The sequence below is a fragment of the Salinimicrobium maris genome (assembly GCF_049680855.1).
Lineage (GTDB): Bacteria > Bacteroidota > Bacteroidia > Flavobacteriales > Flavobacteriaceae > Salinimicrobium.
This window is the reverse complement of record NZ_JBMPGS010000007.1, coordinates 24,345-49,667: the sequence shown is the minus strand read 5'-3', so window position 1 is coordinate 49,667 and position 25,323 is coordinate 24,345. Positions and strand designations below refer to the sequence as shown.

The 25,323-nt window shown below is 38.8% G+C and carries 20 protein-coding genes; 11 read left to right on the top strand and 9 right to left on the bottom strand.

The annotated features are described in order from the left end of the window. Positions 1-33 precede the first annotated feature (33 nt). The gene (locus ACOV1Q_RS15500; RefSeq protein WP_424495310.1) at positions 34-2,166 is read right to left on the bottom strand and encodes a catalase; all 2,133 of its coding nucleotides are present in this window, start codon (positions 2,164-2,166) and stop codon (positions 34-36) included. 501 nt (positions 2,167-2,667) lie between these two features. Here ACOV1Q_RS15500 and ACOV1Q_RS15495 point away from each other — a divergent pair. The 3 genes from ACOV1Q_RS15495 to ACOV1Q_RS15485 all read left to right on the top strand — a co-directional run bounded on the left by ACOV1Q_RS15495 (position 2,668) and on the right by ACOV1Q_RS15485 (position 5,692). Continuing rightward, entirely contained in the window at positions 2,668-3,576 is a 909-nt protein-coding gene (locus ACOV1Q_RS15495; protein ID WP_424495309.1) for a hypothetical protein, read from the top strand. 4 nt (positions 3,577-3,580) lie between these two features. Then, a complete protein-coding gene (locus ACOV1Q_RS15490) occupies positions 3,581-3,922 on the top strand; it encodes a hypothetical protein (RefSeq protein ID WP_424495308.1) in 342 nt (113 codons plus the stop codon). Positions 3,923-4,225: 303 nt separating this feature from the next. Next, a complete protein-coding gene (locus ACOV1Q_RS15485; RefSeq protein WP_424495307.1) occupies positions 4,226-5,692 on the top strand; it encodes a glycosyltransferase family 2 protein in 1,467 nt (488 codons plus the stop codon). A 121-nt stretch (positions 5,693-5,813) separates the two neighbouring features. Here ACOV1Q_RS15485 and ACOV1Q_RS15480 read toward each other — a convergent pair whose 3' ends face one another. Next, on the bottom strand, positions 5,814-7,289 hold the full coding sequence (locus ACOV1Q_RS15480) for an exonuclease domain-containing protein (RefSeq protein WP_424495306.1): 1,476 nt from the start codon (positions 7,287-7,289) through the stop codon (positions 5,814-5,816). Positions 7,290-7,609: 320 nt separating this feature from the next. Here ACOV1Q_RS15480 and ACOV1Q_RS15475 point away from each other — a divergent pair, with 320 nt between their 5' ends. Continuing rightward, the gene (locus tag ACOV1Q_RS15475) at positions 7,610-9,082 is read left to right on the top strand and encodes a S41 family peptidase (RefSeq protein ID WP_424495305.1); all 1,473 of its coding nucleotides are present in this window, start codon (positions 7,610-7,612) and stop codon (positions 9,080-9,082) included. Positions 9,083-9,248: 166 nt separating this feature from the next. On the opposite strand, the gene ACOV1Q_RS15470 is transcribed toward ACOV1Q_RS15475, so the two are convergent. Both ACOV1Q_RS15470 and ACOV1Q_RS15465 read right to left on the bottom strand, forming a co-directional pair. Further along, positions 9,249-10,718: an SLC13 family permease gene (locus tag ACOV1Q_RS15470; protein ID WP_424495304.1), complete on the bottom strand. Its 1,470-nt coding sequence runs from the start codon at positions 10,716-10,718 to the stop codon at positions 9,249-9,251. Positions 10,719-11,400: 682 nt separating this feature from the next. Next, on the bottom strand, positions 11,401-11,754 hold the full coding sequence (locus ACOV1Q_RS15465; protein ID WP_424495303.1) for a hypothetical protein: 354 nt from the start codon (positions 11,752-11,754) through the stop codon (positions 11,401-11,403). Between the two features lie 177 nt (positions 11,755-11,931). Here ACOV1Q_RS15465 and ACOV1Q_RS15460 point away from each other — a divergent pair, with 177 nt between their 5' ends. Then, a complete protein-coding gene (locus tag ACOV1Q_RS15460) occupies positions 11,932-12,129 on the top strand; it encodes a hypothetical protein (protein ID WP_424495302.1) in 198 nt (65 codons plus the stop codon). A gap of 52 nt (positions 12,130-12,181) precedes the next feature. Continuing rightward, positions 12,182-12,970, top strand: a complete 789-nt coding sequence (locus ACOV1Q_RS15455) for a PhzF family phenazine biosynthesis protein (RefSeq protein ID WP_424495301.1) — start codon at positions 12,182-12,184, stop codon at positions 12,968-12,970. A 77-nt stretch (positions 12,971-13,047) separates the two neighbouring features. On the opposite strand, the gene ACOV1Q_RS15450 is transcribed toward ACOV1Q_RS15455, so the two are convergent. Then, positions 13,048-15,561 (bottom strand): glycogen/starch/alpha-glucan phosphorylase, encoded by a 2,514-nt coding sequence (locus ACOV1Q_RS15450; RefSeq protein WP_424495300.1) that lies wholly within the window; start codon positions 15,559-15,561, stop codon positions 13,048-13,050. 160 nt (positions 15,562-15,721) lie between these two features. Between ACOV1Q_RS15450 and ACOV1Q_RS15445 the strand changes: the two genes are divergently transcribed. Further along, on the top strand, positions 15,722-16,201 hold the full coding sequence (locus ACOV1Q_RS15445) for a glutathione peroxidase (protein ID WP_424495299.1): 480 nt from the start codon (positions 15,722-15,724) through the stop codon (positions 16,199-16,201). Positions 16,202-16,281: 80 nt separating this feature from the next. Here ACOV1Q_RS15445 and ACOV1Q_RS15440 read toward each other — a convergent pair whose 3' ends face one another. Then, positions 16,282-17,841, bottom strand: a complete 1,560-nt coding sequence (locus tag ACOV1Q_RS15440) for a glycogen synthase (protein WP_424495298.1) — start codon at positions 17,839-17,841, stop codon at positions 16,282-16,284. A gap of 393 nt (positions 17,842-18,234) precedes the next feature. On the opposite strand from ACOV1Q_RS15440, the gene ACOV1Q_RS15435 reads away from it, so the two are divergent. Then, positions 18,235-19,119 carry an aldose 1-epimerase family protein gene (locus ACOV1Q_RS15435; protein ID WP_424495297.1) on the top strand — a complete coding sequence of 295 codons (885 nt, stop codon included), beginning with the start codon at positions 18,235-18,237 and terminating at the stop codon, positions 19,117-19,119. Between the two features lie 300 nt (positions 19,120-19,419). Here the strand turns inward: ACOV1Q_RS15435 and lpdA are convergent, their stop codons facing one another. The 3 genes from lpdA to ACOV1Q_RS15420 all read right to left on the bottom strand — a co-directional run bounded on the left by lpdA (position 19,420) and on the right by ACOV1Q_RS15420 (position 22,397). Then, on the bottom strand, positions 19,420-20,826 hold the full coding sequence (gene lpdA / locus ACOV1Q_RS15430; protein ID WP_424495296.1) for a dihydrolipoyl dehydrogenase: 1,407 nt from the start codon (positions 20,824-20,826) through the stop codon (positions 19,420-19,422). A 128-nt stretch (positions 20,827-20,954) separates the two neighbouring features. Next, a complete protein-coding gene (locus tag ACOV1Q_RS15425) occupies positions 20,955-21,632 on the bottom strand; it encodes a hypothetical protein (RefSeq protein WP_424495295.1) in 678 nt (225 codons plus the stop codon). 306 nt (positions 21,633-21,938) lie between these two features. After that, the gene (locus tag ACOV1Q_RS15420; protein WP_424495294.1) at positions 21,939-22,397 is read right to left on the bottom strand and encodes an Lrp/AsnC family transcriptional regulator; all 459 of its coding nucleotides are present in this window, start codon (positions 22,395-22,397) and stop codon (positions 21,939-21,941) included. Between the two features lie 157 nt (positions 22,398-22,554). Here ACOV1Q_RS15420 and ACOV1Q_RS15415 point away from each other — a divergent pair, with 157 nt between their 5' ends. The 3 genes from ACOV1Q_RS15415 to deoD all read left to right on the top strand — a co-directional run bounded on the left by ACOV1Q_RS15415 (position 22,555) and on the right by deoD (position 25,294). Next, the gene (locus tag ACOV1Q_RS15415) at positions 22,555-23,754 is read left to right on the top strand and encodes an aminotransferase class I/II-fold pyridoxal phosphate-dependent enzyme (protein WP_424495293.1); all 1,200 of its coding nucleotides are present in this window, start codon (positions 22,555-22,557) and stop codon (positions 23,752-23,754) included. 191 nt (positions 23,755-23,945) lie between these two features. Next, positions 23,946-24,596: a deoxyribose-phosphate aldolase gene (gene deoC / locus ACOV1Q_RS15410; protein ID WP_424495366.1), complete on the top strand. Its 651-nt coding sequence runs from the start codon at positions 23,946-23,948 to the stop codon at positions 24,594-24,596. Next, positions 24,593-25,294 (top strand): purine-nucleoside phosphorylase, encoded by a 702-nt coding sequence (deoD, locus tag ACOV1Q_RS15405; protein ID WP_424495292.1) that lies wholly within the window; start codon positions 24,593-24,595, stop codon positions 25,292-25,294. The genes deoC and deoD overlap by 4 nt, the downstream gene beginning before the upstream one ends. The last annotated feature ends 29 nt before the right edge of the window (positions 25,295-25,323 follow it).

Genomic DNA, 25,323 nt, shown 5'->3' with positions numbered 1-25,323 from the left:
GCTGATTTCTAATGATGTCTCTTAACTTTTTAATTAAGCTGGAATTTCCATAGCGGCTTTTTCTCTTTTCCAGTTACGGTGCTTACTAATGGCATTTATAAACTTCTTTGGATCCTCGTTTATACATACCGCTTCATCATCTTTAAAATCTTTGCCATAAGTTGAGTCAAAAAGTTCTTCGGCTTCAGAATCTAGAGCGATCGCCTTGCAATGTTTTAATGCTTCATTTATAAATTTTTTAGCCTTGGCCTGTTTTTTAAGTGCATCGACACTCTCCTTGCCTCCTGGAATGTATAGAGCGTCAAAAACCACACTTTCTGTCGTCATTAATGCATGTGCCACTTTATGAGAATCTCCTTTATCACATTTTATGGTACCACCATGCACACCCACGATCTGTACCATTGCGCCAGCTTCTTCCAATGGTTTTTCCATTTTGTTGTAATCACTTTCACTAAAACCATCTCCAGCAAGTACAGCAATTTTTCGTGTCGCTATACCTTCTGAAGGGAGAAATTCCTGGCTTAAAGCTTTAGATTTTTCCAGGTAATTCTTTTTAGGACCTGGTTGATGCTTTTGAACATCTGCATCGGCTCCTATTGCTTGATTTATAGGCTGGTCAATTTCTTCCGGAATTTCCATCCCAAGATTTGAAGAAACCTTTGCTGCCAGTGTTTCATCAATTTGAGCAAGAATGTACAGCATTCGCTGTTTTATATGATCATAGGTACATTTACCCAATTCAAAGGAATAAGCCTGTACCACATGCTCCTGTTCATGATCGGTCAAACTGCGATAGAACATTGCCGGTTGAGAAAAGTGGTCATTAAAACTTTCACTCCGCTCCCTTATTTTCCTGGCATCTATTCGCTCTTCATAATGGCTAAATCCACCTTCGGCTATCTTTGCAAGGTGTGGACATCCTCCTCCAATGGAATTAGGAAAATAGGCAGTTTTACCTTTATTCACAGTCATTCGCATATGTGCATCGCGCTGATTGTTGTGTATTTCATTTATTGGACGATTAATTGGAATCTCGTTAAAATTAGGGCTTCCAAGTCTGGATAATTGTGTATCGGTATAAGAAAATAAACGCCCTTGTAACAATGGATCATTCGTAAAGTCAATTCCAGGTACTAAATGTCCGGGATGGAAAGCCACCTGTTCGGTTTCTGCGAAGAAATTATCTGGGTTTCGGTTGAGCGTCATCTTACCTACACGTTTCACCGGTACCATTTCTTCCGGAATCAACTTCGTAGGATCCAAAAGGTCAAAATCAAATTTATGTTCATCTTCTTCAGGAACTATTTGAAAACCTAATTCCCACTCAGGATACTGCCCTGCTTCTATAGCATCCCAAAGGTCTCTCCTGTGGAAATCTGTATCGGCGCCATGAATTTTAACTGCTTCGTCCCAGGTTACAGATTTTACTCCTAACAAAGGTTTCCAATGGAATTTTACAAAATGCGATTTTCCTTCAGCATTTACAAGTCTAAAGGTATGGATACCAAAACCTTCCATCATTCTAAAACTTCTTGGAATAGCGCGGTCACTCATCAACCATATTTGATTATGCATCGTTTCCGGAGTATGCGAAACAAAATCGTAAAAAGTATCATGAGCTGAAGCCGCCTGTGGTATTTCCCTGTCCGGTTCCGGCTTTACAGAATGAATAAGGTCTGGAAATTTCATTGCATCCTGAATAAAAAAGATGGGCATATTGTTACCTACAAGGTCAAAAATGCCTTCTTCTGTATAAAATTTAGTAGAAAAACCTCTTACATCACGGGCAAGATCTGCCGAACCCTTAGAACCTGCAACTGTAGAAAACCTCACGAATACAGGTGTTTTTCTTGAAGTATCGGTAAAGATCCCGGCTTTTGTATATTTCTCCTGGCTCTCATATAACTCGAATATACCATGGGCTCCACTTCCGCGGGCATGTACGATACGTTCTGGAATACGTTCGTGGTCAAAATGTGTTATTTTTTCCCTTAAAATAAAATCTTCTAATAAAGTCGCTCCACGTTCTCCTGCCTTTAAGGAATTATTTGTGTCGTTTACCTTTAACCCCTGATTGGTGGTCATTTTCTTACCCTTAGGATCAGAAGTATTTTTCTTTAAATCTTCTATCTTTTTTGAAGGCTTTTCTCCCTTTTCTTTCATCACTTATTTTGATTAAATTCAACAAGAAAATTAAATTAATCTATCAAAAATTACTGCAAAGGAAGTGTTAAACAAAAACAGAGGATTCATAAAATATTTGACCTTGTAATTTTTGCATTTCGTACCCAACTGTTGGAAAAAGTATTCTCTAAAACTAACAGCTCATAAATTCTTAATAATGCGTGTTGCGCTTGTTCATCTGTAAGTGAATTTATTTCTCCTTTCACGACTGGTATGAATTAGTAACACACGTATAACTATTTGTAAAGCAGAAGGTTATTTAAAGTATTAATTTTATTATATATAATTGTGCAATTGCGAAGACAATTTTTCAAGTTTTTCTCGTGTCCTCCTCTAACAATCCTTGATGAAATATCTTGGAACTGAAAAATTTCAACCTGTCCTCTTCATGAAATAGCGACAAATGTATTAATTTAGAATTCAGTCATTTACAACTAAAGTGCATGTTGCTCATATAACCGGATTGCTTATTATTAAGAAATGAAAAACTTTCTATACATTATTTTTCTCCTGTTCCTGCCTGGAGCATGTTCCACCCTAACAACTTCGCAGATAGCAGCGGTTAATGAATTTGGAAAAACCACGGAAGAATTTTCAGCTTACCCGGCTAAAATTATGACAGAACTTGCAGACATCAGGTTGACACGGGGGCTTTACTACGCCAGTACTTTAGAAGATCCGCAGTTACATATTACCGAATTAGACAATATCTTCAGCCAAAAAGAATATAATTATGCGGTCTCTCAAAAAATTGATGTTACCTTCAGAATAATTGATAGATATGCGCAATCTCTTGTCCTTCTATCTTCTAAAGACCCCATTGAAAGCACAGAAAAGTATGCAGCCGGTTTTGGAACAGGTCTCGATTCTCTCGTAACCCTCTACAATTCTTTAGACCATACTACACAACTTCCCACAGGAATAGGAAATATACTCAACCAATTAATTTTTTCAGGAAGCAGGCAGTACATTAAAAGCAAACAGGCTAAAAATATTAAACGATTTGTTGTCGAGGCAGACAGCCTTGTCGCAGTCATGACTACTAACCTTCTTGATTATTTACAATCTGCCACAATTGAAGAACTTATTGTGCACGAGGAAAGGATGATTCGCAGGGATTACCTCACCTATCTACAACAAACCGAATCTAATACATTTAACTCTCAAAAAGATTATCTCAACTTAAAGGACAAATTAAAGAACACGAAGTTACTACAGGAGCAGACAATAGAAGCAACCAAAGAGCTTCGGGAGACACACAGAAAGCTACTTCAGGTAATTCAGCAAAAACATAGAATTAGGGAGACTATAAAAGAGCTTCAGGATTTTCAACAACAGGTTCTGGCCATCAGAAAGACCATAATGGAAATTGAATCTTTAAATGGATAAGAGAATGAACGATGAAAAAATTAAAACCCTGGACGTGTTAGTGGACGCTATGGAAATTATAGAAAATGCCAGGTCAATAAAAGATCTTTCTCCTGATGAAAGACTGGAACTGGAGAAAACAGCTATTCTGCTTAGAAATATTGAACGATCCATCATTCGCTTAAAAACAGACCAAATGCTTTCTGAAATTGCTAAGGATGCTGTTTTACTCAATGATCTGGCAGAAAAGATAGAGCACAAAGCCCAAAAACTTGCGGGTGTCGCCAGGGCAATTGAAAAGGCTGCTAAAGTGGTGGAATTATTTGTTCAAATAGCTTCTAGAACTATTTCCAGAGGATTGCTATAAAGAAAATTTCTACAACCTTTTTTTGATCTCCATTTCTCTTATTTCTGCAAGAAACTTATATCCTTCTAACCTTTACCTCTAAAGAACTTCTTTTATACTTATTATTGTGGATTAATTCCACAACAATTTTCGCTGCACACAACTGTTTCCCCATTAAAATGTACTAAAAATGCCATTTTAAGTGCTCTATCACTACGGTATAATATTTGGCTTTCCCACTCCCGAAAATAGTCCCAAATTGATATAAGTCTTGAAGGCTTCATCTTGAATATGGGAAATAGTATTATAAATCTCAACCTACATATGACAACAAAAGAATTTCAATTGCACTCCTGCGTTACTGATAAAACATTTAAAGTTGGTAACACGCTAAAATCAGGTGATACAACCTTAGCTGAATATGAAAAAGAACAAGTAGACCGTAATTATAAAAAAGCAACTTTTACAAAGCGGCACTTTTTTACTTTAGCGGCCACGTTTCTTTTACTCCTCGGCGGATCTTTTTCGGTTTACTTGCTACAGGCCGAATTTCAGGAAATGAATCTAAGCAAAATGAACACCTGGACAGGTACAATCCTGCTGATTTTAACCAGCTTTCTACTCATATTCAGGCTAGGATTTTTAACATATATTGCTAGATTGTTCTTTCGATATAAACCGGTTGAATCTGTTTCAGATGATGAATTACCATCCTGTACCGTCATCGTTCCGGCTTATAATGAAGGAAAACAAGTTTATTCTACTTTACTAAGTTTGGTCAACAGTAAATACCCAGAAGAAAAATTACAATTGATCGCCATTGACGATGGTAGTAAGGATGATACCTGGGACTGGATGAAAAAGGCCAAAGAGCAACTTGGCAGCCGGGTTTCTATATATCAGCAACCAGAAAATCAAGGGAAGCGTCATGCCCTCCACCGCGGATTTAAGCTCGCTACAGGAGAAGTTTTTGTAACCGTAGATAGTGATTCAATCGTTGAAAAAGACACTTTGCGCAACCTGGTTTCTCCTTTCGTAACCAATGAAAATTGTGGCGCAGTTGCAGGAAACGTGCGTGTTCTAAATAATCAAAAAGCAATCATTCCCCGAATGCTGAATGTAAGTTTTGTTTTCAGTTTTGAGTTCATACGCTCTGCCCAAAGCGTTTTGGGATCTGTATTATGTACCCCGGGAGCCTTAGCTGCTTATCGCAGTAAAGCGGTAATGAATTGTTTGCCAGAATGGATCAACCAGACCTTTATGGGGCAGCCTACAGATATTGGGGAGGACCGTGCCATGACAAATATGATCTTAAAACAAGGTTACCACGTGTTGTTTCAGCGCAATGCCTTTGTACTCACAAACATTCCTGAGAAATTCAGCAGCCTTCACAAAATGTTTACGCGCTGGGAACGAAGTAACGTGCGTGAAAATCTCATGATGTCTAAGTTTGCTTTTAAACCCTTTAGAAACGGATCTAAATCTGGCACCCGCCTTTTACTACTAAACCAATGGATGCAAATGTTAACAGCCTATCCCCTGTTCCTAATTATGATCATCTTGTTACTTTCACATCCTGTTTTATTTATAAGTTCTACGCTGTTAAGCATTTTAATATTTTCCAGTCTCCCCACCTTTTTTTATGCTAAGAAATACAATATTGCAGAAGCTTTATGGGCATACTCCTATAGTATATTCTACACCTTTGGGTTGTTCTGGATAACTCCATACGCGATGGCCACAGCGAACAGAAGAGGCTGGTTAACTCGTGGTTTACCCGAAAGAAAATAATCCAGTTACATTTTCCCCTTTTTGGAAAACATTGGAAACAGAAAAAGTTACTGAAGCAATTTGGTAACTTTTTCTCTTTCATAGAAGCCTGCAAAATCAGGATATTGTACTGTGGAATTATCTAAAACTCCAAAGCCAGAGTACCATGAGAAGCCAAGATTCGAGCATTTTTATGAGCTCGCACCACCTGCCGCTCCATTTGTTCTTCAGGTTCAACTTCGAAAAATGTCACTTTGGGAGCTCCTTGCTTCCGCAGGTAATTGCTTAGAATCTTATGCGTATGGTAAGTAGCCGTCTGCCTTCTTAAAAAAGATTCAAAGTCTTCCAGCCGGCTCACCTGAACATCTGAATCAATAAATCCGAAGCCTTGATAAGTTCCCTGTTTGATCATGACGAAAGCTTCTTCTTCAAAATGTCTTCCTTTTTCTCTGATAATGAAAGTAGAAGATTCTTCTGAAATACTAGAAATAGCAGTGCGCACTTTTTCATTATAAGATTCAATTTTTTCTTTTCCAGTACAAATGCCTTCACAATTTGCAATACTGTAATGCGAACACTCATCAACATTCTGCTGCAGACTGCAATATTTGGGACAGAGGTTGAACTCTCTGCAAAGATATTCCAGCTTCTCCTGAGCTAGGGCCCGGCTGTAGAAAATGCTGATAGAATCTCTCAATTTACTTGTCTTCTCAAGGGCCAATTGTAAAACGCCCCGCTGATTGGTATAGCTTACGATTTGATAAACAGGTCCAGGTCGTTTTTGAGCTCTGTTAAACTTCGGATAAAATTTCCTGATGCATTCCGCTTCCAGTAATAAAGCAATAAGTTCATTCCCCGTTGTCTCATGATCTATATGAAAGGTTTCCTGCCCTAATTGATATTCTTTGCTCATGCGATCATAAAAATGAGAAACTACCCGTTTTTTTATATCTATCGCTTTACCAGCATAAATAACTTTATGCTTTTGATCTTTGAATAGGTAGATCCCGGGTGTTTCCGGAAGGCTAAGAATTTGTTCGGCGTCAATATGTGGTGGTAAGGTAGCTTGCCTGGAACGGGCGTGCAGGAAAGAATTGACCACTTCAAAATCCTCATCCAGAGATAACAGGCGTTGAAAAAGAATTACGGTAGCATCGGTATCCCCTTCTGCCCGGTGCCGATTGGAAATGGGAATATTAATCGAATCGCATAATCTGCCCAGACTATAAGAAAACAACCCGGGAATAAGTTTTCGGGATAGACGCACCGTACACAATTTTCTACGCGCATAGTCGAAACCCAGTTCCTTAAACTCATTCCGCAGTACATTATAATCGAAATTCACATTATGCGCCACAAAAATCGCATCTCTCGTGAGCTCTTCCACTTTTTTCGCAACCTCATAGAATTTAGGCGCATCGGCAACCATGTGGTTATCAATACCTGTTAATGCAGTGATTGGCAGCGGAATTTCTTTTTCAGGATTTATAAGGCTGGTGAACTTGTCGATGATAGTAGTACCTCGCAAAAGTACGATACATATTTCGGTAAGGCGATTGCCGTTAATTCCTCCACCGGTAGTTTCTACGTCAATAACTGCAAATAACTGGTCTTTCATATTAAGCTTCCAAAAAGGGTAAAATTAGTGATAATTTTTAAGAATTGGAAATTATCCATTACCATGGAAATAATCCATAAAGGATTTAGGATTGAAACAACCAAAATGAGCAACTACATTATCACCGAATTTATAGTTTTGTATATAAGCATGTTAAAAAGAGAATTTATACTCTTTTACGCATTTTTGGTACAATTGCTGCTCCAAAATAAATATCTACCTAATAACCAGACCTTAAGCCTTCTATTTAAATTAAATAAACCCGAATTCCTGTTTTTTACTTTAAAAATGTGCTTTAGGTCAATAAATCTCAATTCCATATGAAGATCAAAAATGCTAGTTTACTTTCATTTTTATTTGTGTTTATAGTTATCTCCTGTTCCAAAGATGATGAAATCCCTGAACAGAATCTTACTCCTACAGGTACAGAAGTGGAAGAACCAATTGCCACTGAAGAACTGGAAGTTAAAAATTTTATCTGGAACGGAATGAATGACATCTATTTATACAAGGCAGATGTGCCCCCTTTAGGTGACACTTATTTCTCCAATAATTCCGAAAAATATAATTTTTTAGAAAGCTTTGATACTCCTGAAAAGCTTTTCGCCGGATTAAAATCTGCAAAGGACCGCTTCAGCTTTATGACTGCAGATTACAGGGAGCTTGAAGAAAGTTTTAGAGGCATCACCAGCAGCACTGCCGGAATGCAGTTTGGACTGGGGCGCATCAGCGGATCAAATAATATTTTCGGATTTCTACAGTATGTTATTCCCGGAACTTCTGCCGCAGAAGCAGGTTTGACGCGAGGAACTATCTTCACCGAAATAAACGGACAAAAAATGACCTTAAATAACTTTCAGGATCTCATGAAAGGATCTTCTTTTACGATCAACATTGCAAAAATAGAGAATTCAACTATTGTACTTACTGATGAAACAGTTACGCTCCACCAGGATAGCTATACCACGAATCCTGTACACGTTGTAAAGACTCTTGACATGCAAGGTAGAAAAATAGGATACCTGATGTACAATAGTTTTATTGCCGATTTTGATGATGAGCTCAACCAGGCCTTTGCCAGGTTCAAAAATGAAGGGATTACAGATTTGGTTCTGGATTTACGCTATAACGGAGGTGGTTCTGTAGAATCTGCCATAGACCTCGCCAGCATGATAACCGGTCAATTTGAAGGAGAAGTTTTTATGAAGGAACAATGGAATAAGAAATACCAGGAGCACTATGAAGCGAACATGCCCGAAAGTCTGGTGAATCGCTTTAACACCAAAATAAGAACCGGCGATATGATTAACAGTCTTAATCTTTCAAAAGTGTATATTCTTACCACCAACAGCAGTGCCTCTGCCAGCGAATTGGTTATAAACGGGCTGGCCCCTTATATTGATGTAGTTCAGGTTGGAGAAAAGACAACTGGAAAGTTCCAGGCTTCGGTTACGTTATATGACAGCCCTAATTTTGGACGGGAAGGTGCCAATGAAAACCATACTTACGCCATTCAGCCACTCGTTTTTAAATCGGCAAATGCCGCCGGAAAATCAGATTATGAAGATGGATTACAACCGGATATCAAATATTCTGAAAGTGTAACGAACTTAGGAATTTTAGGAGATCCTTCAGAACCTTTATTGCAGGCCGCACTTAACAATATCCTCGGAAAAACTCCTGTAATCCAGAAACAAGTGGAAGACAATATCATGAAAGTGGGTGAAAGCAATATGCACCACCCGGCATATCAACGAATGTATATCAAAGAAGTGCCGCAATTATTAGAATAGAACAAAACAAATATACAGAAGTCTTTAAAAGCCTTTAAAAATGGGATTTTTTAAAGGCTTTTTTGTTCGAATTGATGAATGCCCTAAAAATAACTGCTAAACTTCTGAAGAAAAATGATGATAAAAAGAGGCTTTTTTGATGATACTATATTTGGTTTTAAATTAATCAATTGAATACCGAAGGTATTTCATGAACACTAAAATTCCATAGCCAGGGTAAAAAGTAGTAAATGATAAGGCTTATCAAGATAATGGAGAAAGTATTCATCCAGATTCCTGCTTTGGCCATGTCGGGTATATTAAGATGCCCAGATCCCAATACCACAGCATTGGGCGGTGTTGCAACAGGCAACATAAAAGCACAAGACGCTGCAAGAGTGGCAGCTACCAGAAGAAAATAAGGATGAATTCCCATTGCCAGGGCCATTGGAGCCAGGATTGGCAGTAGCATCGCAGTGGTAGCCAAATTAGAAGTCACTTCAGTTAAAAAGTTCACTGCGGCTATAATCACAAGTACCAGGAGATATAGCGGCAGGTTCTCCAGGGCAGTCAACTGCTCTCCCAGCCAGGTTGCCAGACCTGTTTCTCCAAAGGCCTTCGCCAGGGCCATTCCACCTCCAAACAGAATGATTATGCCCCATGGCACTTTTACGGCATCATCCCAATTGAGAATGCGCTCTCCACTTTTGCCGGAAGGAAGCGCAAATAGCACAACCCCTGCAGTCATAGCAATGATCGTATCGTCAATAAAAGGGATTAAGGGCTGGAGTAAAAAGGAACGGGTGATCCATCCAAAAGCTGTTAAAACGAAGACTGTAAGCACCACTTTTTCCTGCCGACTCATCTTCCCCAGGTTTTTCAGAAGAGTATTAATCTTTGCCTTGCCCCCTGGCAGCTTGATTTGTGAAAGATCAAAAGCGAAACGGGTAAGATATTTCCAGCAAATTGCCAACAGTATTATAGAAATGGGGATTCCCAGTTTTGCCCACTGAAAAAAGCTTATTTCTATTCCATAAAGCTTTTGAACTATTCCGGCCAGCACGAGGTTTGGAGGTGTACCAATAAGAGTTCCAATCCCTCCTATGGACGCGCTGTAGGCAATAGCCAGCATAAGAGCTTTTCCGAAGTGTTTATTCTCATTCTCAGGAGTTTCGGGATCATCTTGAAGCTGACTAATGATTGCCGTACCTATAGGAAGCATCATCACTGAAGTAGCGGTATTAGAAATCCACATGGACAGGAAAGCCGTTGCTACCATAAATCCTAAAATGATATACTTTACATCGGTTCCAATCAATTTTATAATAGACAAAGCAATCCGCCTGTGAAGATCCCATTTTTCAATAGCAATGGCCAGTAAAAATCCTCCGAGGTAAAGAAACACGTATTTATCTCCGTAAGCCGAGGTGGTGCTGGCAATATCTAAAGCACCCGTTAATGGAAACAGAATAATGGGGAGCAAAGCTGTAACGGCAATTGGAACCACCTCGGTAACCCACCACAGGGCCATCCATAAGGTTACTGCAACTACGGCCCATGCCGTTTCTGTCATTCCTGCCGGAGCATTTGATAACTGTAACAGAAAAAATAAAACTGGTCCCGCTGCCAGTATCAGAGTTTTAAAGGTAATTTTCATTTAGCCAGTTGTTTCGGCAAGATAGCAAAATGGAGAAAAAACCTATCTCATAAAACAGCTTAATAAACGCCACTATTTCCTACAAATCATTCCTTAAAATCCGAAAAATACCTGATATACTCATGCTTTTATCTGTGGGAAAAATATCCACAATATTTTCTTAAATGAGGAAAATTGCCACAATCTGTTGCCATCTGGTTATTCACCTTTTGGGAAGAAATGAAAGATTATGAAAGCATCCAGATAACAAATGTTAAGACGCCTACAGCAAAAATAAAGGTGAAAATATAGGTACAATGAGCGAATAACCAGTTCCAGTCAATAGAGAAGAGTCTCTCCCACCACTTTAAATCATTTGATTTTTCTTTGACAATCATAATAGGAAGATTAGGTTAAGATTTCTTAAAAGGTTAGTTCTCCCAAATTATTGGCAAGATTAAAGCCAAATTATTTGAGGAACGTTATAAATCACTTGTTAAATGAACTACCTTATTGAAATCTCTTCCAAATATATTCTTCAAATCATAATTGTATATGAAGTAAACATTATCTCTCTATTATTATGAAAGTTGGAAAATAAAATCAAATTCGACAGGAAGGTTTTTCCAATTTAAAAAAGATCCTAAAAGAGAATAACAGAACTTTTTAGAACTGAAAGCAAGAAATAGGAAGATTTTGCATATTAACATACACGTACTTCCATTTCTCCATCGGGCCCTGGAAAGTAATCACTAAGGATCTCTGTTTGTACTTCCATGGTTCTCATGTCAATTTCCAAATCTTCGGGGGAATCTGTTGGACGAAAGCCATTAAAAAATTGATGCGCATAATAAAAAGCTTTATTAAAATCATCAGCCACACGTGGGGTAAACCACGGATTGGGGGCGAAGTGAATTGGCCATTTCCATACCCTACCCACTTTAGTCTCTTCTGTATCCCAAATTTTATCTACACTCAAATAAAGCTCAGGTAAATTTTCGGGTCTTCCAATAAGTCCTAACTTTTCATCAAAGGCCCATATTCCATACTGCACCATCTCCAAATATTTTAAAGGTGAATTTTAAAAGTAATTGAAAATCAGCACCCTCAATATTTCAGAATATTAAATTTTTCCTATATTTTTTAAAATTCTCTCTTAATATTTCTATCTGACCTGAAACTTATCATCAGTACATAAATCATATATCGCAATAATATTTATAAATTTATATCCATGACAGAAATTGAATTTAACCGGGGAATTGGTTTTGCAGTAATTATGGGTATAATTCTGCTCATCGTTATCATTTACACCATCATTAGTCTAAGAAAACAGGTTTCCAAAAGAAAGGCAGCCGAGGATAAAAAACACTCTAAAATAGGCCGCAAAAGAGAAACAAAAAAAGGACAGGAAGAAAACGCTAGGAAATGATGTTTCCAGTTATGAATTTCTATTCTTTTTATAAAACTAGATCAACACATCAATGCAGTTACATCGCTATCAAATAGACGCTTTTACCAATGAAATCTTTGGAGGGAATCCCGCCTGCGTTGTACCGCTCTCGGAATGGCTTCCCGATGATTTATTACTAAAAATAGCCGCAGAAAATGCGGTAGCTGAAACCGCTTTCTTTGTTGATATGGGTTACAAAATCCATTTGCGCTGGTTCACTCCCGAAACCGAAATGGACCTCTGCGGACACGCAACTCTGGCCACAGCTCATGCACTTAAAGAAATAAGAAAATATAGCCGCCAAAACATCATTTTTGATACCCTTAGTGGAGAACTGCAAGTGACGGCAAAAGACAACCTGTACACGCTAGATTTGCCCTCCCTAAATCCAGGCTTAACAGAACTTCCTAATCTTTTAAGAGATTCCTTAAATATTCAACCTAAAGAAGTTCTTAAAGCGCGAGATTATGTACTCGTCTTTTCAAATGAAGAAGAAGTAAGACAAATTGATATTAACCGCTCCCATTTTGATCAATTGGCATTGGGCACAGGTGGAGTGATCATTACTGCGCCAGGGAAAGATTGTGATTTTGTATCGCGGTTCTTTACGCCAAAGGCATCGGTTTTTGAAGATCCTGTGACGGGCTCTGCGCACTGTTCCCTTGTTCCTTACTGGAAAGAAAAATTGGGTAAAAAGATATTTACCGCGAAGCAACTTTCTCAACGTGGCGGTACAATCTACTGCGAAGATGCCGGGGAAAGAGTATTGATCAGCGGATATGCCAAGACATATTCCATAGGTAAATTATTTACTGAATAACACAAAAATATTTCCAAATAGAAAGGATGTGATCATGATTAACCATATCGATTTCTTTGTTCCACATTCTTTGTTCTTTATTGAGAATCCTTCAAACTCTCGATCTTTACCGGTTCTACTTGCCAAATGGTTTTACAATAATCTTCTATAGAGCGATCTGAAGAAAATTTACCCATGTTTGCAACATTCAAAATAGACATTTTCGCCCATTTCTCCTTGTCCTTCCAGGTTTTATGAATCTCTTGCTGCACCAGGGAATAAGATTCAAAGTCTTTTAATAAATGATAAGGATCCTGTTGCAGAAGGTTGTCATAAATAGGCCTGAAAAGTCCGGATTCCCCTTTCGTTAGTTCATCACTAAGCAGAAAATCTATTATTTCACCGAGTTCTTCATTTTCTTCATATAAAGTGTAGGGATGGTAACCTTTAATCCGGGTCTGTTCCACTTCTTCGGCGGTTTGTCCAAAAAGGAAAAAATTCGCTTCACCTACTTCTTCCCTTATTTCCACATTTGCACCATCCAGTGTTCCCACCGTAAGAGCACCATTCAGGGCAAATTTCATATTCCCCGTTCCTGAAGCTTCTTTCCCTGCCAAGGAGATCTGTTCTGAAAGATCGGCTGCAGGGTAAATAGTCTGAGCTTGTTTGACATTAAAATTAGGGATGAAAGCAACTTTTAATTTTTTATTTACTTCAGGATCATTATTGACTAGCTCTCCTACCGCATTGATCAGTTTAATGATCAACTTGGCCATAAAATATCCGGGTGCTGCTTTACCGGCAAATATAAATGCGGTTGGCTGGATATCATTTCCCTTACCTTTTTTTATCCGGAGATACAGCTGCAGGATATGCATTACTTTTAGGTGCTGGCGTTTGTATTCATGTATCCTTTTTACCTGGATGTCAAAAAGCATTGCCGGGTTCACATCAATTCCTGATTGTTCTTTAATATGTTTGCTCAGGACTTCTTTGTTTTTAAACTTAATCCTCATCCATTCCTTTTGGAATCCGCTGTCTCCCGCAAAGTTTTCAATTGCTTTTATCTTGCTTAGGTCATTCAGCCATTCTTTTCCTGTTTTTTCTGAAATTAATTCTGCAAGCAAAGGATTGGCTACTGCCAAAAATCTGCGATGTGCAATCCCGTTGGTAACATTCACAAATTTTTCTGGCCAGAGTTCAGCAAAATCATTCAGCACATTTTTCTTCAGCAGTCCGGAATGTAAAGCCGAAACTCCATTCACTTTGTAACTTCCTACGGTTGCAAGATTTGCCATTCTAATTTTAGCCTCTCCGCCGCCTTCTTCCACAAGTGACATGCGGGAAATTTTTTCACTGCTAAAGTGTTTGTTCTGTAATTCCTGAAGGAACCTTCGGTTAATTTCATATATGATCTCGAGGTGACGCGGCAGAATGTTTCCAAGAATGCTCACCGGCCAGCGCTCCAGGGCTTCAGGCAGCAAAGTATGATTCGTGTAAGCAAAGGTGCGAGTGGTCACCTTCCAGGCCTCTGTCCATTCCATCTGGTGATCATCTACCAGCAGACGCATGAGTTCGGCTACTGATATGGAAGGGTGCGTATCATTAAGTTGTATGGTGAATTTTTCATGTAGGGTGCTCAGTTTTCTTCCCTGAAATAAATGTAAATGAATAATATCCTGAAGCGAACACGATACGAAAAAATATTGCTGTTTCAACCTCAACTCTTTACCCGATAAGTTTTCATCATTAGGATAAAGAACCTTGGTAATATTTTCAGAACGCATCTTCTTCTCTACTGCCCGGTAATAATCCCCCAGGTTGTAAGCAGAAAAATCAAAGGATTCCACAGCCTCCGCTTTCCAAAGCCGCATGATGATGCCGTTACTTTGATATCCTAAAATAGGAGTATCATATGCCGTTCCTTTCACTACAGAATCGGCATGCCAGTTCACTCTGTACTTCTTCTTTTCATCGGTGTAGGCTTCGGTCCTTCCGCCGAATTTAACTTCGTAAGCAATTTCAGGTCGCACGATTTCCCAGGGATTTCCAAAATGCAGCCATTTATCTGTACATTCAGACTGCCACCCGTCTTTGATCTCCTGCTTAAATATTCCGAATTCATACCTAATTCCATAACCAATTGAAGGAATTCCTAAAGTGGCCATTGAATTCATATAGCAGGAAGCAAGCCGTCCAAGTCCGCCATTTCCCAGGCCTGGTTCCACTTCTTCTGCTAAAAGATCATCAAGGTCCAGCTGAAGTTCTGCCAGTGCTTCACTTGTCTCCTTAGTGATTTCAAGATTAAGGAGATTATTACTCAGGTGCGGCCCCGGAAGAAATTCTGCTGAAAAATAAGCTACGGCACGGGCATCTTCTTCATTAAATTGTTGGGTAGATCTAACAAACTGCCGAAGCACCCTGTCACGCACCGTAAGTGCAAGTGCTGTGTAAAGATCATTTTTTGTCGCCAGGGCAGGAATCCTTCCCAGGCCATAAAAAAGTTTTTCCAAAAACGAGTTTTTCAGGTCATCTTTGGAAAGTCCGGTATTACCCAATCCATTCCCATTCTGAGTAAAATAGGTTTCAATTTTTTTGTTGGCTGTCTTCATAACTACTTTTTTTAGAAATTAAGAAAATTTACATCAAAAGAGAAATCTACCTGTAATTTTCAAATACCTTTTATAACTAATAATATAATAATCCCCACAATAACCCCTAATTTTACCCCCTTGTTCAGTAAAAATATAAATCTATTAATTAAGAGAAATTATGAAGGAGGAGTTTTACCAGTTGTCAGCAATAAATCTTCAGGGGCAGGAAGTGAATATGGCAGAATTCAGGAATAAAACAGTTCTTGTTGTCAACACGGCTTCAAAATGTGGTTTTACGCCCCAACTAGAGGGTCTTGAAGCTATTTATAAAAAATATAAAGAAAAAGATTTTGTCATCTTAGGATTTCCCTGTAATCAATTCGGAAACCAGGAGCCTCGCGATGAAAACTCTATAGAAGAGGGTTGTGTTTTAGATTATGGAGTTACTTTTCCAATGTTTTCTAAGGTAGATGTGAACGGAACCCATGCACATCCTATTTTCAAATACCTGAAAAAGGAACTAAAAGGGATTCTTGGCGGCAGAATTAAATGGAACTTCACAAAATTTCTCCTGGACAGCAATGGAAGGCCCATAAAAAGATTTTCTCCCATCACGAAACCGGAAAAGATTGAAAAATATGTAGTTGAGCAACTTTAAATTTCAGTCCATCAGAAAAGAGTCTTAAAACCTCATTTTTGAAACTCTAATTTATAACCTCATTCAAAATCTCTTTGTAATTATGCAATTTTGTATTCCGGACTGCTGAAGCCGTACAATAATTTGTAGTATTCATCCACCGATTTTTTCCAGGTAAACCGCATTTTCCTAGCATTCAGCTGGATTTGTTTCCAGGTGTTTTTCTCATGATGAAAAAGGTATAGTGCTTCTTTGAAGCTCTCTACCATATTGTACACCTTTTCATCATAGGTTTTCCCGTCAAAAGCAAAACCGGTATGAACATGCTGTACGGTATCTTTAAGTCCGCCGGTATGATGCACCAGGCATGGCTGTCCATTTCGCATCGCCAACATTTGACTTATTCCGCAGGGTTCAAAAAGGCTTGGCATAAAGTAAAGATCAGAATCGCGGTAAAGTGAATTTACCACCTCTTCACATTGAGTATTCATGAAAATGAAGTTCTCCTTTTTATAGCTGATGGTTCTTAAAAGTTCTTCATAATCTGGTGCGCCGGTTCCCAGCAGCACGTAGATTCCTCCTACTTCCTCGAGTTTATCCAAAATTTGTAAAAGAGCTTCAGGTGAACGCTTGAAAAAGTAGAACTTTTGCTCTGTCAAACGTGCGACACTTGCGCAAATAAACTTTGGTTTTTTCTTCAGAAAAGGCACTACTTTTTCACCCGTATGAGCAAGAAATTCTGCTTTGTGCCTGTCATTTTCCTTTTGAAGTTGCCTAAAAATAGTAGTCGCTATATTCGGGAAAAGTTTATTTTTCTTCACTTCGGCAATATCATGATAATTTGAGCCGTTCAAAATTCCATGGAAACGGCCATCTTTATCGGCTTTCCGAAGATCTACTTCCAGTCCTTCCCCTCCAATAAATTCAGGAGCTTCACTTGGCAACAACACGTCCTGCTTGTAAGAAGGAGAAACGGTGTGAACAGCATCTGCAAAGCGAATACCCATAGCCATGAGATTAAAACAATCTGGGTAACGAGGGTCTTTTAATTCATCGTAATCGAAATCCAGTGTTGGGAACCAATTCCTCAATGAAGAATAACTGTTCTCAAATGGACGAATTCCCTGTAGAGCGAGGTTATGGATACAATACACAAAACGGCTTTTTTTGAGTTTTGCATAGGCCGGATCATACTTTTTAAGAAAAAGAAGCAGGCTGGAATGCCAGTCATGCAAATGAATGACATCAAGCTTTCCAAACTGTTCCTGTTTAATAGCTTCAGCCACTGCTGTGCAAAAAATTGTATACTTTACTACATCTGTAAAAAAGGGCTCAAAGGGATCGTTATGATATACGCCACCAATGTTCCCGGCCTCTATTTCGGGATGATGGATTACATAATGCTTAATATTTTCATACTCTTCTTTTGCCGGCATTTCATATAATGAAGCAATGTAAGTCACACCACGCAGCTGAAAGCTAAGATTTGACTTAAAAGTTCCATGGTGATGAAGCCTGGAATAAGAAGGAACAACCACATGCACGGTATCTCCCCTTTCAGAGATTTGCCTTGGTACGTCACGAATCACATCACCTACTCCACCCACTTTGCAATTTTTTATGGCATCATTTTCTGAAGCGACAAAAAGAAAATTATTCATACTTAAACACTTTAAAAACAGCTATAAATTTTGAAGCGAAAATAGCTGATTAAATGTTAACTTAAAGTAAATCAGAAAGTTAAAGATATGCCAATTTTTCAAAAATTCATTCTCGACCAACCTATGGGAAAGCTCGATGAATGTTACTTTAATAAAATAATTGAGAGGTTAATGATTCTAATTTCCTTCAAAACAACAACTCAAAGCGAATTCATATTTGTGCTGCAAAAGAATTCACAATACCAAAATGGCTGAAAATTTTTCCAAAAAAGCGGAATTCGATCTTAATCTCAAATCTAACATTTCTCTCTAGTAATATCCCATTGCTAAACCTATGAAACATTCTTCGTATTTTTAGTCAGTAATCAAACCAACCTGTCTAAATAGATCTTCATGGAAAGCGTACATCAAATTAAAAATAAACTGCTCACGGTAGGCATAAAAACTACAGGAGCCGAATTGTGCAGTATTAAAAATAACAAAACAGGAAAGGAATATATTTGGCAGGCCGATCCTGATATATGGGCAAGCCATGCGCCCAATTTATTCCCGGTAATTGGCCTTCTAAAGGATGGGGTCTACTTTTATGATGGAACAAAGTATGAAATGCCAAAACATGGATTTGTAAGGCACAACGGGAACCTTGAGGTGGCGCAAGAAGCACAAGATACCATCACTTTTGAATTAAAATTTTCTGAAGAAAGCCTTAAAATCTATCCCTTCAAGTTCCTTTTTGAAATAAATTTTTCATTATTGGGAAAAACGCTGACGGTATCTCATCAAATTAAAAACCAGGATAATAAACCGCTTTATTTTTCTCTTGGTGGACACCCAGCTTTTAATGCTCCACTTTATAAAGGAGAGGAATACGAGGATTATTACCTTCAGTTTGACCGGAAGCAGGATTTAAAAACACATCTTCTTAACAGCGAAAAACTAGTAAGCAAAGAAACATCAGTAGTCACACAGAGTGATGATAAAATCAATCTACATAAAAAGCTTTTTGATAATGATGCATTGATCTTTAAAGATATACTATCCAAAAAGGTAAGTTTGAAGAGTAAAAAATCTGGAGCCATACTCACTGTTGAATATAAGGATTTCAAAAATTTAGGAATTTGGGCAAAACCCGCCGCTCCCTATGTGTGCATTGAGCCATGGCTTGGAATCGCGGATGTGGAAGGCACAAACCAGGATCTAAAAATCAAAGAAGGCATCATTGAGTTGATGCCTTCTAAAGAGTTTAATGCTTCTTATACTATTAGCATAGAAAACTAGCTTCTATTCTTCTTTTTTGCTGCCTTAGCAGCACGCTTTTCTTTTAAACTCAGTACAGGTTCTTTCTTGGCTGAATTTTTTGAAGGTGATTTTTCTTTTGCCATTGTTCTGTTTATTACAGTTGAATGGGATAAATGTAGTGAAAGTTAAGATGCCGAAACGAAAAACTTTAGCAGCATAATATTGATCAACAACTTCTATAAATTTCTACTTTTAGGATAGTTCCAGCTATTCCTTTACCAAAAAAGCCTCAAAAACATGATATTTGAGGCTTTTTCTATTTTTTCACTACGAAAATTGCTACATATGCAACGGCCTGTTATCGGTCGCGGCAAGGGCGGCTTCTTTTACAGCTTCGGCATAGGTTGGATGCGCATGGCTCATTCTCGAAATATCTTCCGCAGAGGCGCGGAATTCCATTGCGGTAACAGCTTCAGCAATAAGATCGGCTACCCTGGCTCCTACCATATGAACTCCCAGAACCTCATCGGTCTTTTCATCGGCAAGTATTTTTACAAATCCGTCGGTGTCTCCACTTGCTCTTGAGCGTCCTAAAGCTCGCATTGGGAATTTTCCTTCCTTATATTTAACCCCTTCTTCCTTAAGTTGCTCTTCAGTTTTTCCAACTGCTGCAACTTCAGGCCAGGTATAAACCACTCCTGGGATCAAATTGTAATCAATATGCGGCTTTTGCCCGGCAATGGTTTCAGCTACAAAAGTTCCCTCTTCTTCAGCTTTATGTGCGAGCATCGCTCCTTTCACGACATCGCCAATGGCATATATGTTTTTGACGCTGGTTTGCAGGTGTTCGTTCACTTCTACCCTGCCGCGGTCATCGATCTTTACTCCAGCAGCATCAGCATTCAATCCATCGGTATAAGGTTTTCTTCCTACGGAAACGAGACAATAATCTCCTTTAAACTCTACCGATTTACCTTTTTTATCTTCCGCAGTAATAACAACCTCATCTCCTTTACGCTCCACGCCACCCACTTTGTGAGAAGTGTAGAATTTCACACCCTGCTTTTTAAGGACTTTGGTAAGTCCTTTGGAAAGGGCGCTGTCCATCGTAGGTATAATGCGATCCAGATATTCTACTACAGAAACATCTGCACCAAGGCGTTTGTACACCTGTCCTAACTCCAGACCAATAACACCACCTCCAATAACGATCATGTGCTTCGGAATTTCTTTCAGCTTTAAAGCTTCGGTAGAAGTAATGATGCGTTCTTTGTCTATTTCAATAAATGGCAAAGAAGCAGGTTTAGAACCTGTTGCTATAATGGTGTTTTTAGCCTCAATGGTTTCAGAGTCTCCTTCAGATTTATCTATGGTGATATGAGTAGCATCTTTAAAAGACCCTACACCTTCAAAAACATCAATTTTATTTTTATTCATCAGGAACTTAATTCCGTCAATCGTCTGACTCACCACGGCCGATTTACGTTCCATCATTTTCTCGAGATTGATCTTTACATCTCCCGGAATCTCGATCCCGTGCTCTTCAAAATGTTTTACGGCATCGTCATAATGATGAGAAGAATCCAGTAAAGCCTTGCTGGGAATACAGCCCACATTTAAGCAGGTACCGCCCAAAGTTGAATATTTCTCAATGATTGCAGTTTTCATTCCCAGTTGTGCGCAGCGAATGGCAGCCACGTATCCGCCGGGGCCCGATCCTATAACTGCAACATCATATTTACTCATAATTTATGTGTTTTTGTTGTAATTTTTTCTTTGCATAACAAAAGTACGACTATTCTGTACAAAGACCAATTACCAAAAATGGCATTTCTGACAACGAAAGTTGCACTTTCTCTACTTTACATTAAAGATCATTTAATAATTATGTTTGTCTTATCAACTCCCGTGTTCCCGGTCACCGAATCAAACGCATATACGGTAATCTCATAATTTCCTTTAGAGAGATTGACTTTTGCTGAAAATGTACTTGGCTTCTCCTGAATTTCCAGCTCCACCTCCTGAAGATTTTCACCGTCTTTAGAAACCAGCGCCTTTACCTCGTACTGGTTGGAATCCCAAATCCCGCCTTCGGTAATGGGGCAGCCACACATCATTACTATGTTTGCTGAAATGCTTACTTCATTTTCCGAAGCTATTCTTTCATGCGTTTGCGGAGAAAGAATATCCACTACAAATCCTGGCACTTCTAATACGATCCCGTCACCAGTTATATCCTTTCCCGGGATCACCCATAGCTGAGTGCTCGATGTTACGCTTGCTTGTTTCTTATTTATAGGTGCGATCACCTCAACTGTCACAAAAGCAGGTTCTTCAATCTCCAGCTCCGCCAGGAATCCGGCAGTATTGTCATCGGTTAATTGTTTATTCCGTGTTAGCGGTTCCTTCATAATTTTATTTGTATTCCCCGTACTTCCTGTGGTAGTGCCCTGGTCGAGGATTTCTCCCGTAACGGCATCTCTTACGATAACCTTGGCGCCCCCAATAGAACTTCCAATGAACTTTGCATCTTTGCTTTTGGTTCTTATCATTACCGAAGTAGTTTCCTGCCCAAAGNCTGGTCGAGGATTTCTCCCGTAACGGCATCTCTTACGATAACCTTGGCGCCCCCAATAGAACTTCCAATGAACTTTGCATCTTTGCTTTTGGTTCTTATCATTACCGAAGTAGTTTCCTGCCCAAAGCTCATTTGGGGAAACAGCAGAAATACTAAAAATAAAAAGACAATCAATTTTATAGGTTTGTTTTTCATGGTCGTGTGGTTTTTCATACAATATGTAAAAAGGCTCATTACCAAATTATCTTTTGCAAATTCCTTTTAAAAACTACTAATTTTTTTACAAAGATAAAGCCGTAGTGCTCTTCACCGGACTAATTACAAAGGTACTTTGTGTACTTCCGATATGCTTCAGGGCGGTTAACTTATTAAGCATAAATTCCCGGTATTCCTGCATATCCCGCACCATCACCTTAAGAATATAATCATATTCTCCGCTTACATGAAAACATTCGAGCACTTCAGAAAGTTTTGTGACTTCAGATTCAAAATCTACCACATTGGTTTTTGTATGCTGCACAAGCTTAATCTGGCAGAAGGCTAAAAATGATTTTTCAACTTTTTCAGGAGCAACAAGAGCAACGTATTTTGAGATAACTCCTGCCCTTTCCAGTTTCCTGATGCGTTCATAAACAGCCGTTACCGATAAGTTGAGCCTGTTGGCTATATCTTTATTTGTTCTTTTACTGTCTTTTTGCAGCAATTCCAGCAATTTATGATCTTTCTTATCCAGGTTCATCTGTAAAATTTTCTGAAATAAATTAATTTCACAAAATTAATAGAAAATATTTCAGCTTGAAAAGCTTTACATAGTTTAATAAACTGAATTAACTCCATTGCGTTGAAATTTCATCCTGTTTCCTGTTATTTTGATCAAATCAATAAACTACCGTATCATGAAATATAATCCAGCAGATCAAATTCAGGATCTTCAATATTTTGGGGAATTTGGAGGAGTAAATCCAAGTATTTCCGATTCTTCTACTTACACCTTTCTTTCAGCAAAAACCATGTTCGATACCTTTGAAGGCAACGCCGAAGGTTGTTACCTGTATTCACGCCATTCTTCACCTTCCAACCTTTATCTTGGCGAAGCACTGGCAGCAATGGAAGGCACCGAAGCAGCTAATGTTGCAGCCAGCGGAATGGGCGCCATTACTCCCGTTCTCCTCCAATTGTGCCAGGCCGGGGATCACATCGTTTCCAGCAGGACGGTTTATGGCGGGACCTATGCTTTCCTGAAAAATTTCGCTCCGAGATTTAATATAAAGACATCGTTTGTAGACATTACCAATCTTGAAAAGGTAGAAGCAGCTATTACTCCTAATTCCAAGGTGCTTTATTGCGAAGCCGTAAGCAATCCATTACTGGAAGTGGCAGATATTGAAGGACTTTCAAAAATTGCCAAAAAATACAATTTGCAATTGGTGGTGGACAATACCTTTTCCCCGCTGGCGATCTCTCCCGCAAAAATGGGTGCAGACATTGTCATTCACAGTCTTACCAAATTCATAAATGGAAGCAGTGATACCGTGGGAGGCGTCACTTGCGGAAGTCAGGAGTTTATTAATTCCCTGCGAAGTGTGAACGACGGTGCAAGTATGTTGTTGGGACCAACTATGGACAGTCTCAGGGCAGCATCTGTACTTAAAAATCTGCGTACACTTCACATTCGTATCAAGCAGCACAGTAAGAACGCGCTGTATTTAGCCGAAAAATTTGAAGCAGATGGTTTGAAAACCGTCTACCCAGGACTAAAATCTCACCCAAGTCACGAGCTTTATAAAACTATGATGAATGAAGAGTACGGTTACGGCGGAATGTTGACCATAGATGCAGGTTCCCTCGACAAAGCAAATGCGCTAATGGAAAAAATGCAGGGGGAAAATCTTGGTTATCTTGCGGTAAGTCTCGGGTTTTACAAAACCTTATTTAGTGCTCCAGGAAGCTCTACCTCTTCTGAAATTCCTGAGGAAGAACAACGGGAAATGAATCTTAGTGATGGCTTGATTCGCTTCTCCATTGGCCTTGATAATGACATTGAGCGCACCTATCACAAAATGAAGGAATGCATGAAAGAGCTTGAGGTTCTTTAAATCCAAAAGTGGAACGGGCTCTAAAAATGTCATTTTTGAAGTCCGTTCTTTCTATTCTTTACACCAATGTTTCCTTATATTTGTAATACAAAAGCTGTTTTCCTGAACAGCTTTTTTTATCCCCGCTCTTATGATTAAGGTCATTGTAGGGGAAAAACGAGTGTCTAAACTTTGCAAATAGCCATTTTATGATAGAAATAAATAAATATATAGACCACACGTTTCTCAATGCGACCGCTTCTGAAAATGATATTAAAGATTTGTGCAAAGAAGCTATAGAAAACAAATTCTTTTCGGTTTGCGTAAACAGCAGTTATGTCTCACTTGCAAAAAAAGAACTTTCAGAAACTAAAGTTGCAGTTTGTTCGGTTGTAGGTTTTCCTTTGGGCGCAATGTCTTCCGAAGCCAAAATTTTTGAAGCTGAAAATGCTATAACAGATGGCGCTTCAGAAATTGATATGGTCATCAATATTGGATTTCTGAAAGACCGAAAGTTCAACGAACTGGAACAGGAAATTAAGAGTATAAAAAAAGCCATTGGTGCTAATGTTCTCAAAGTAATCATAGAAACCTGTTATCTTACACGAGAAGAAATTAATATCGCCTGTAATCTTGCCGTAAAAGCCAACGCAGATTTTGTCAAAACTTCTACGGGATTTGGCACCGGCGGCGCCGAAATGAACGATGTTAAGATTATGAAGGAAGCAGTGGAAGGTAAGGCGAAGATCAAAGCTTCTGGCGGAATTAAAAACCTCGATACGGCTCTAAGTTATATAGAAATGGGAGTTGATCGAATAGGAACTTCTTCAGGAGTATCAATTGTAAAAGAACTAAAACGATGAGCATTCATATTGAAGCTAAAAAAGGAGAAATTGCAGAAACTGTTTTACTTCCGGGGGATCCTTTGAGAGCGAAATGGATTGCAGAAACATACCTCGAAAATGCCTTTTGTTATAATCAAGTCCGCAACATGTTTGGGTATACCGGAACTTATAAAGGAAAAAGAATTTCGGTACAGGGAACCGGGATGGGTGTTCCTTCCATTTCGATCTATACGCACGAGCTAATTACAGATTATAATGTCAAAAACCTGATTCGGGTTGGAAGTGCCGGCTCTTACCAAAAACATATCAAATTACGAGATATTGTCATAGCCATGGCTGCTTCCTCCACTTCCGCAATTAATCAGGCGCGGTTTGAGGGTGCAGATTTTGCCCCCACTGCAAATTATGACCTTTTTATAAAAGCTGTGGAAACCGCAAAAAAGAAGAACATTCCTATACAGGCCGGAAATGTACTTACCAGCGATGAATTCTATGAAGATGAGTTTGAATCATACCAAAAATGGTCAAACTTTGGTGTTCTTTGTGTAGAAATGGAAACCTCGGGACTTTATACTATGGCTGCAAAACATGGGGTAAATGCACTTTCACTTCTAACTATTTCAGATTCTCTGGTTACAGGGAAAAAAACTACTTCCAAGGAAAGGGAAACTACTTTTAAGGAAATGATGGAAATAGCGCTCGAGCTGGCAATTTAGAAAATTCAGTTTTCGATAAGGTTCTGAAA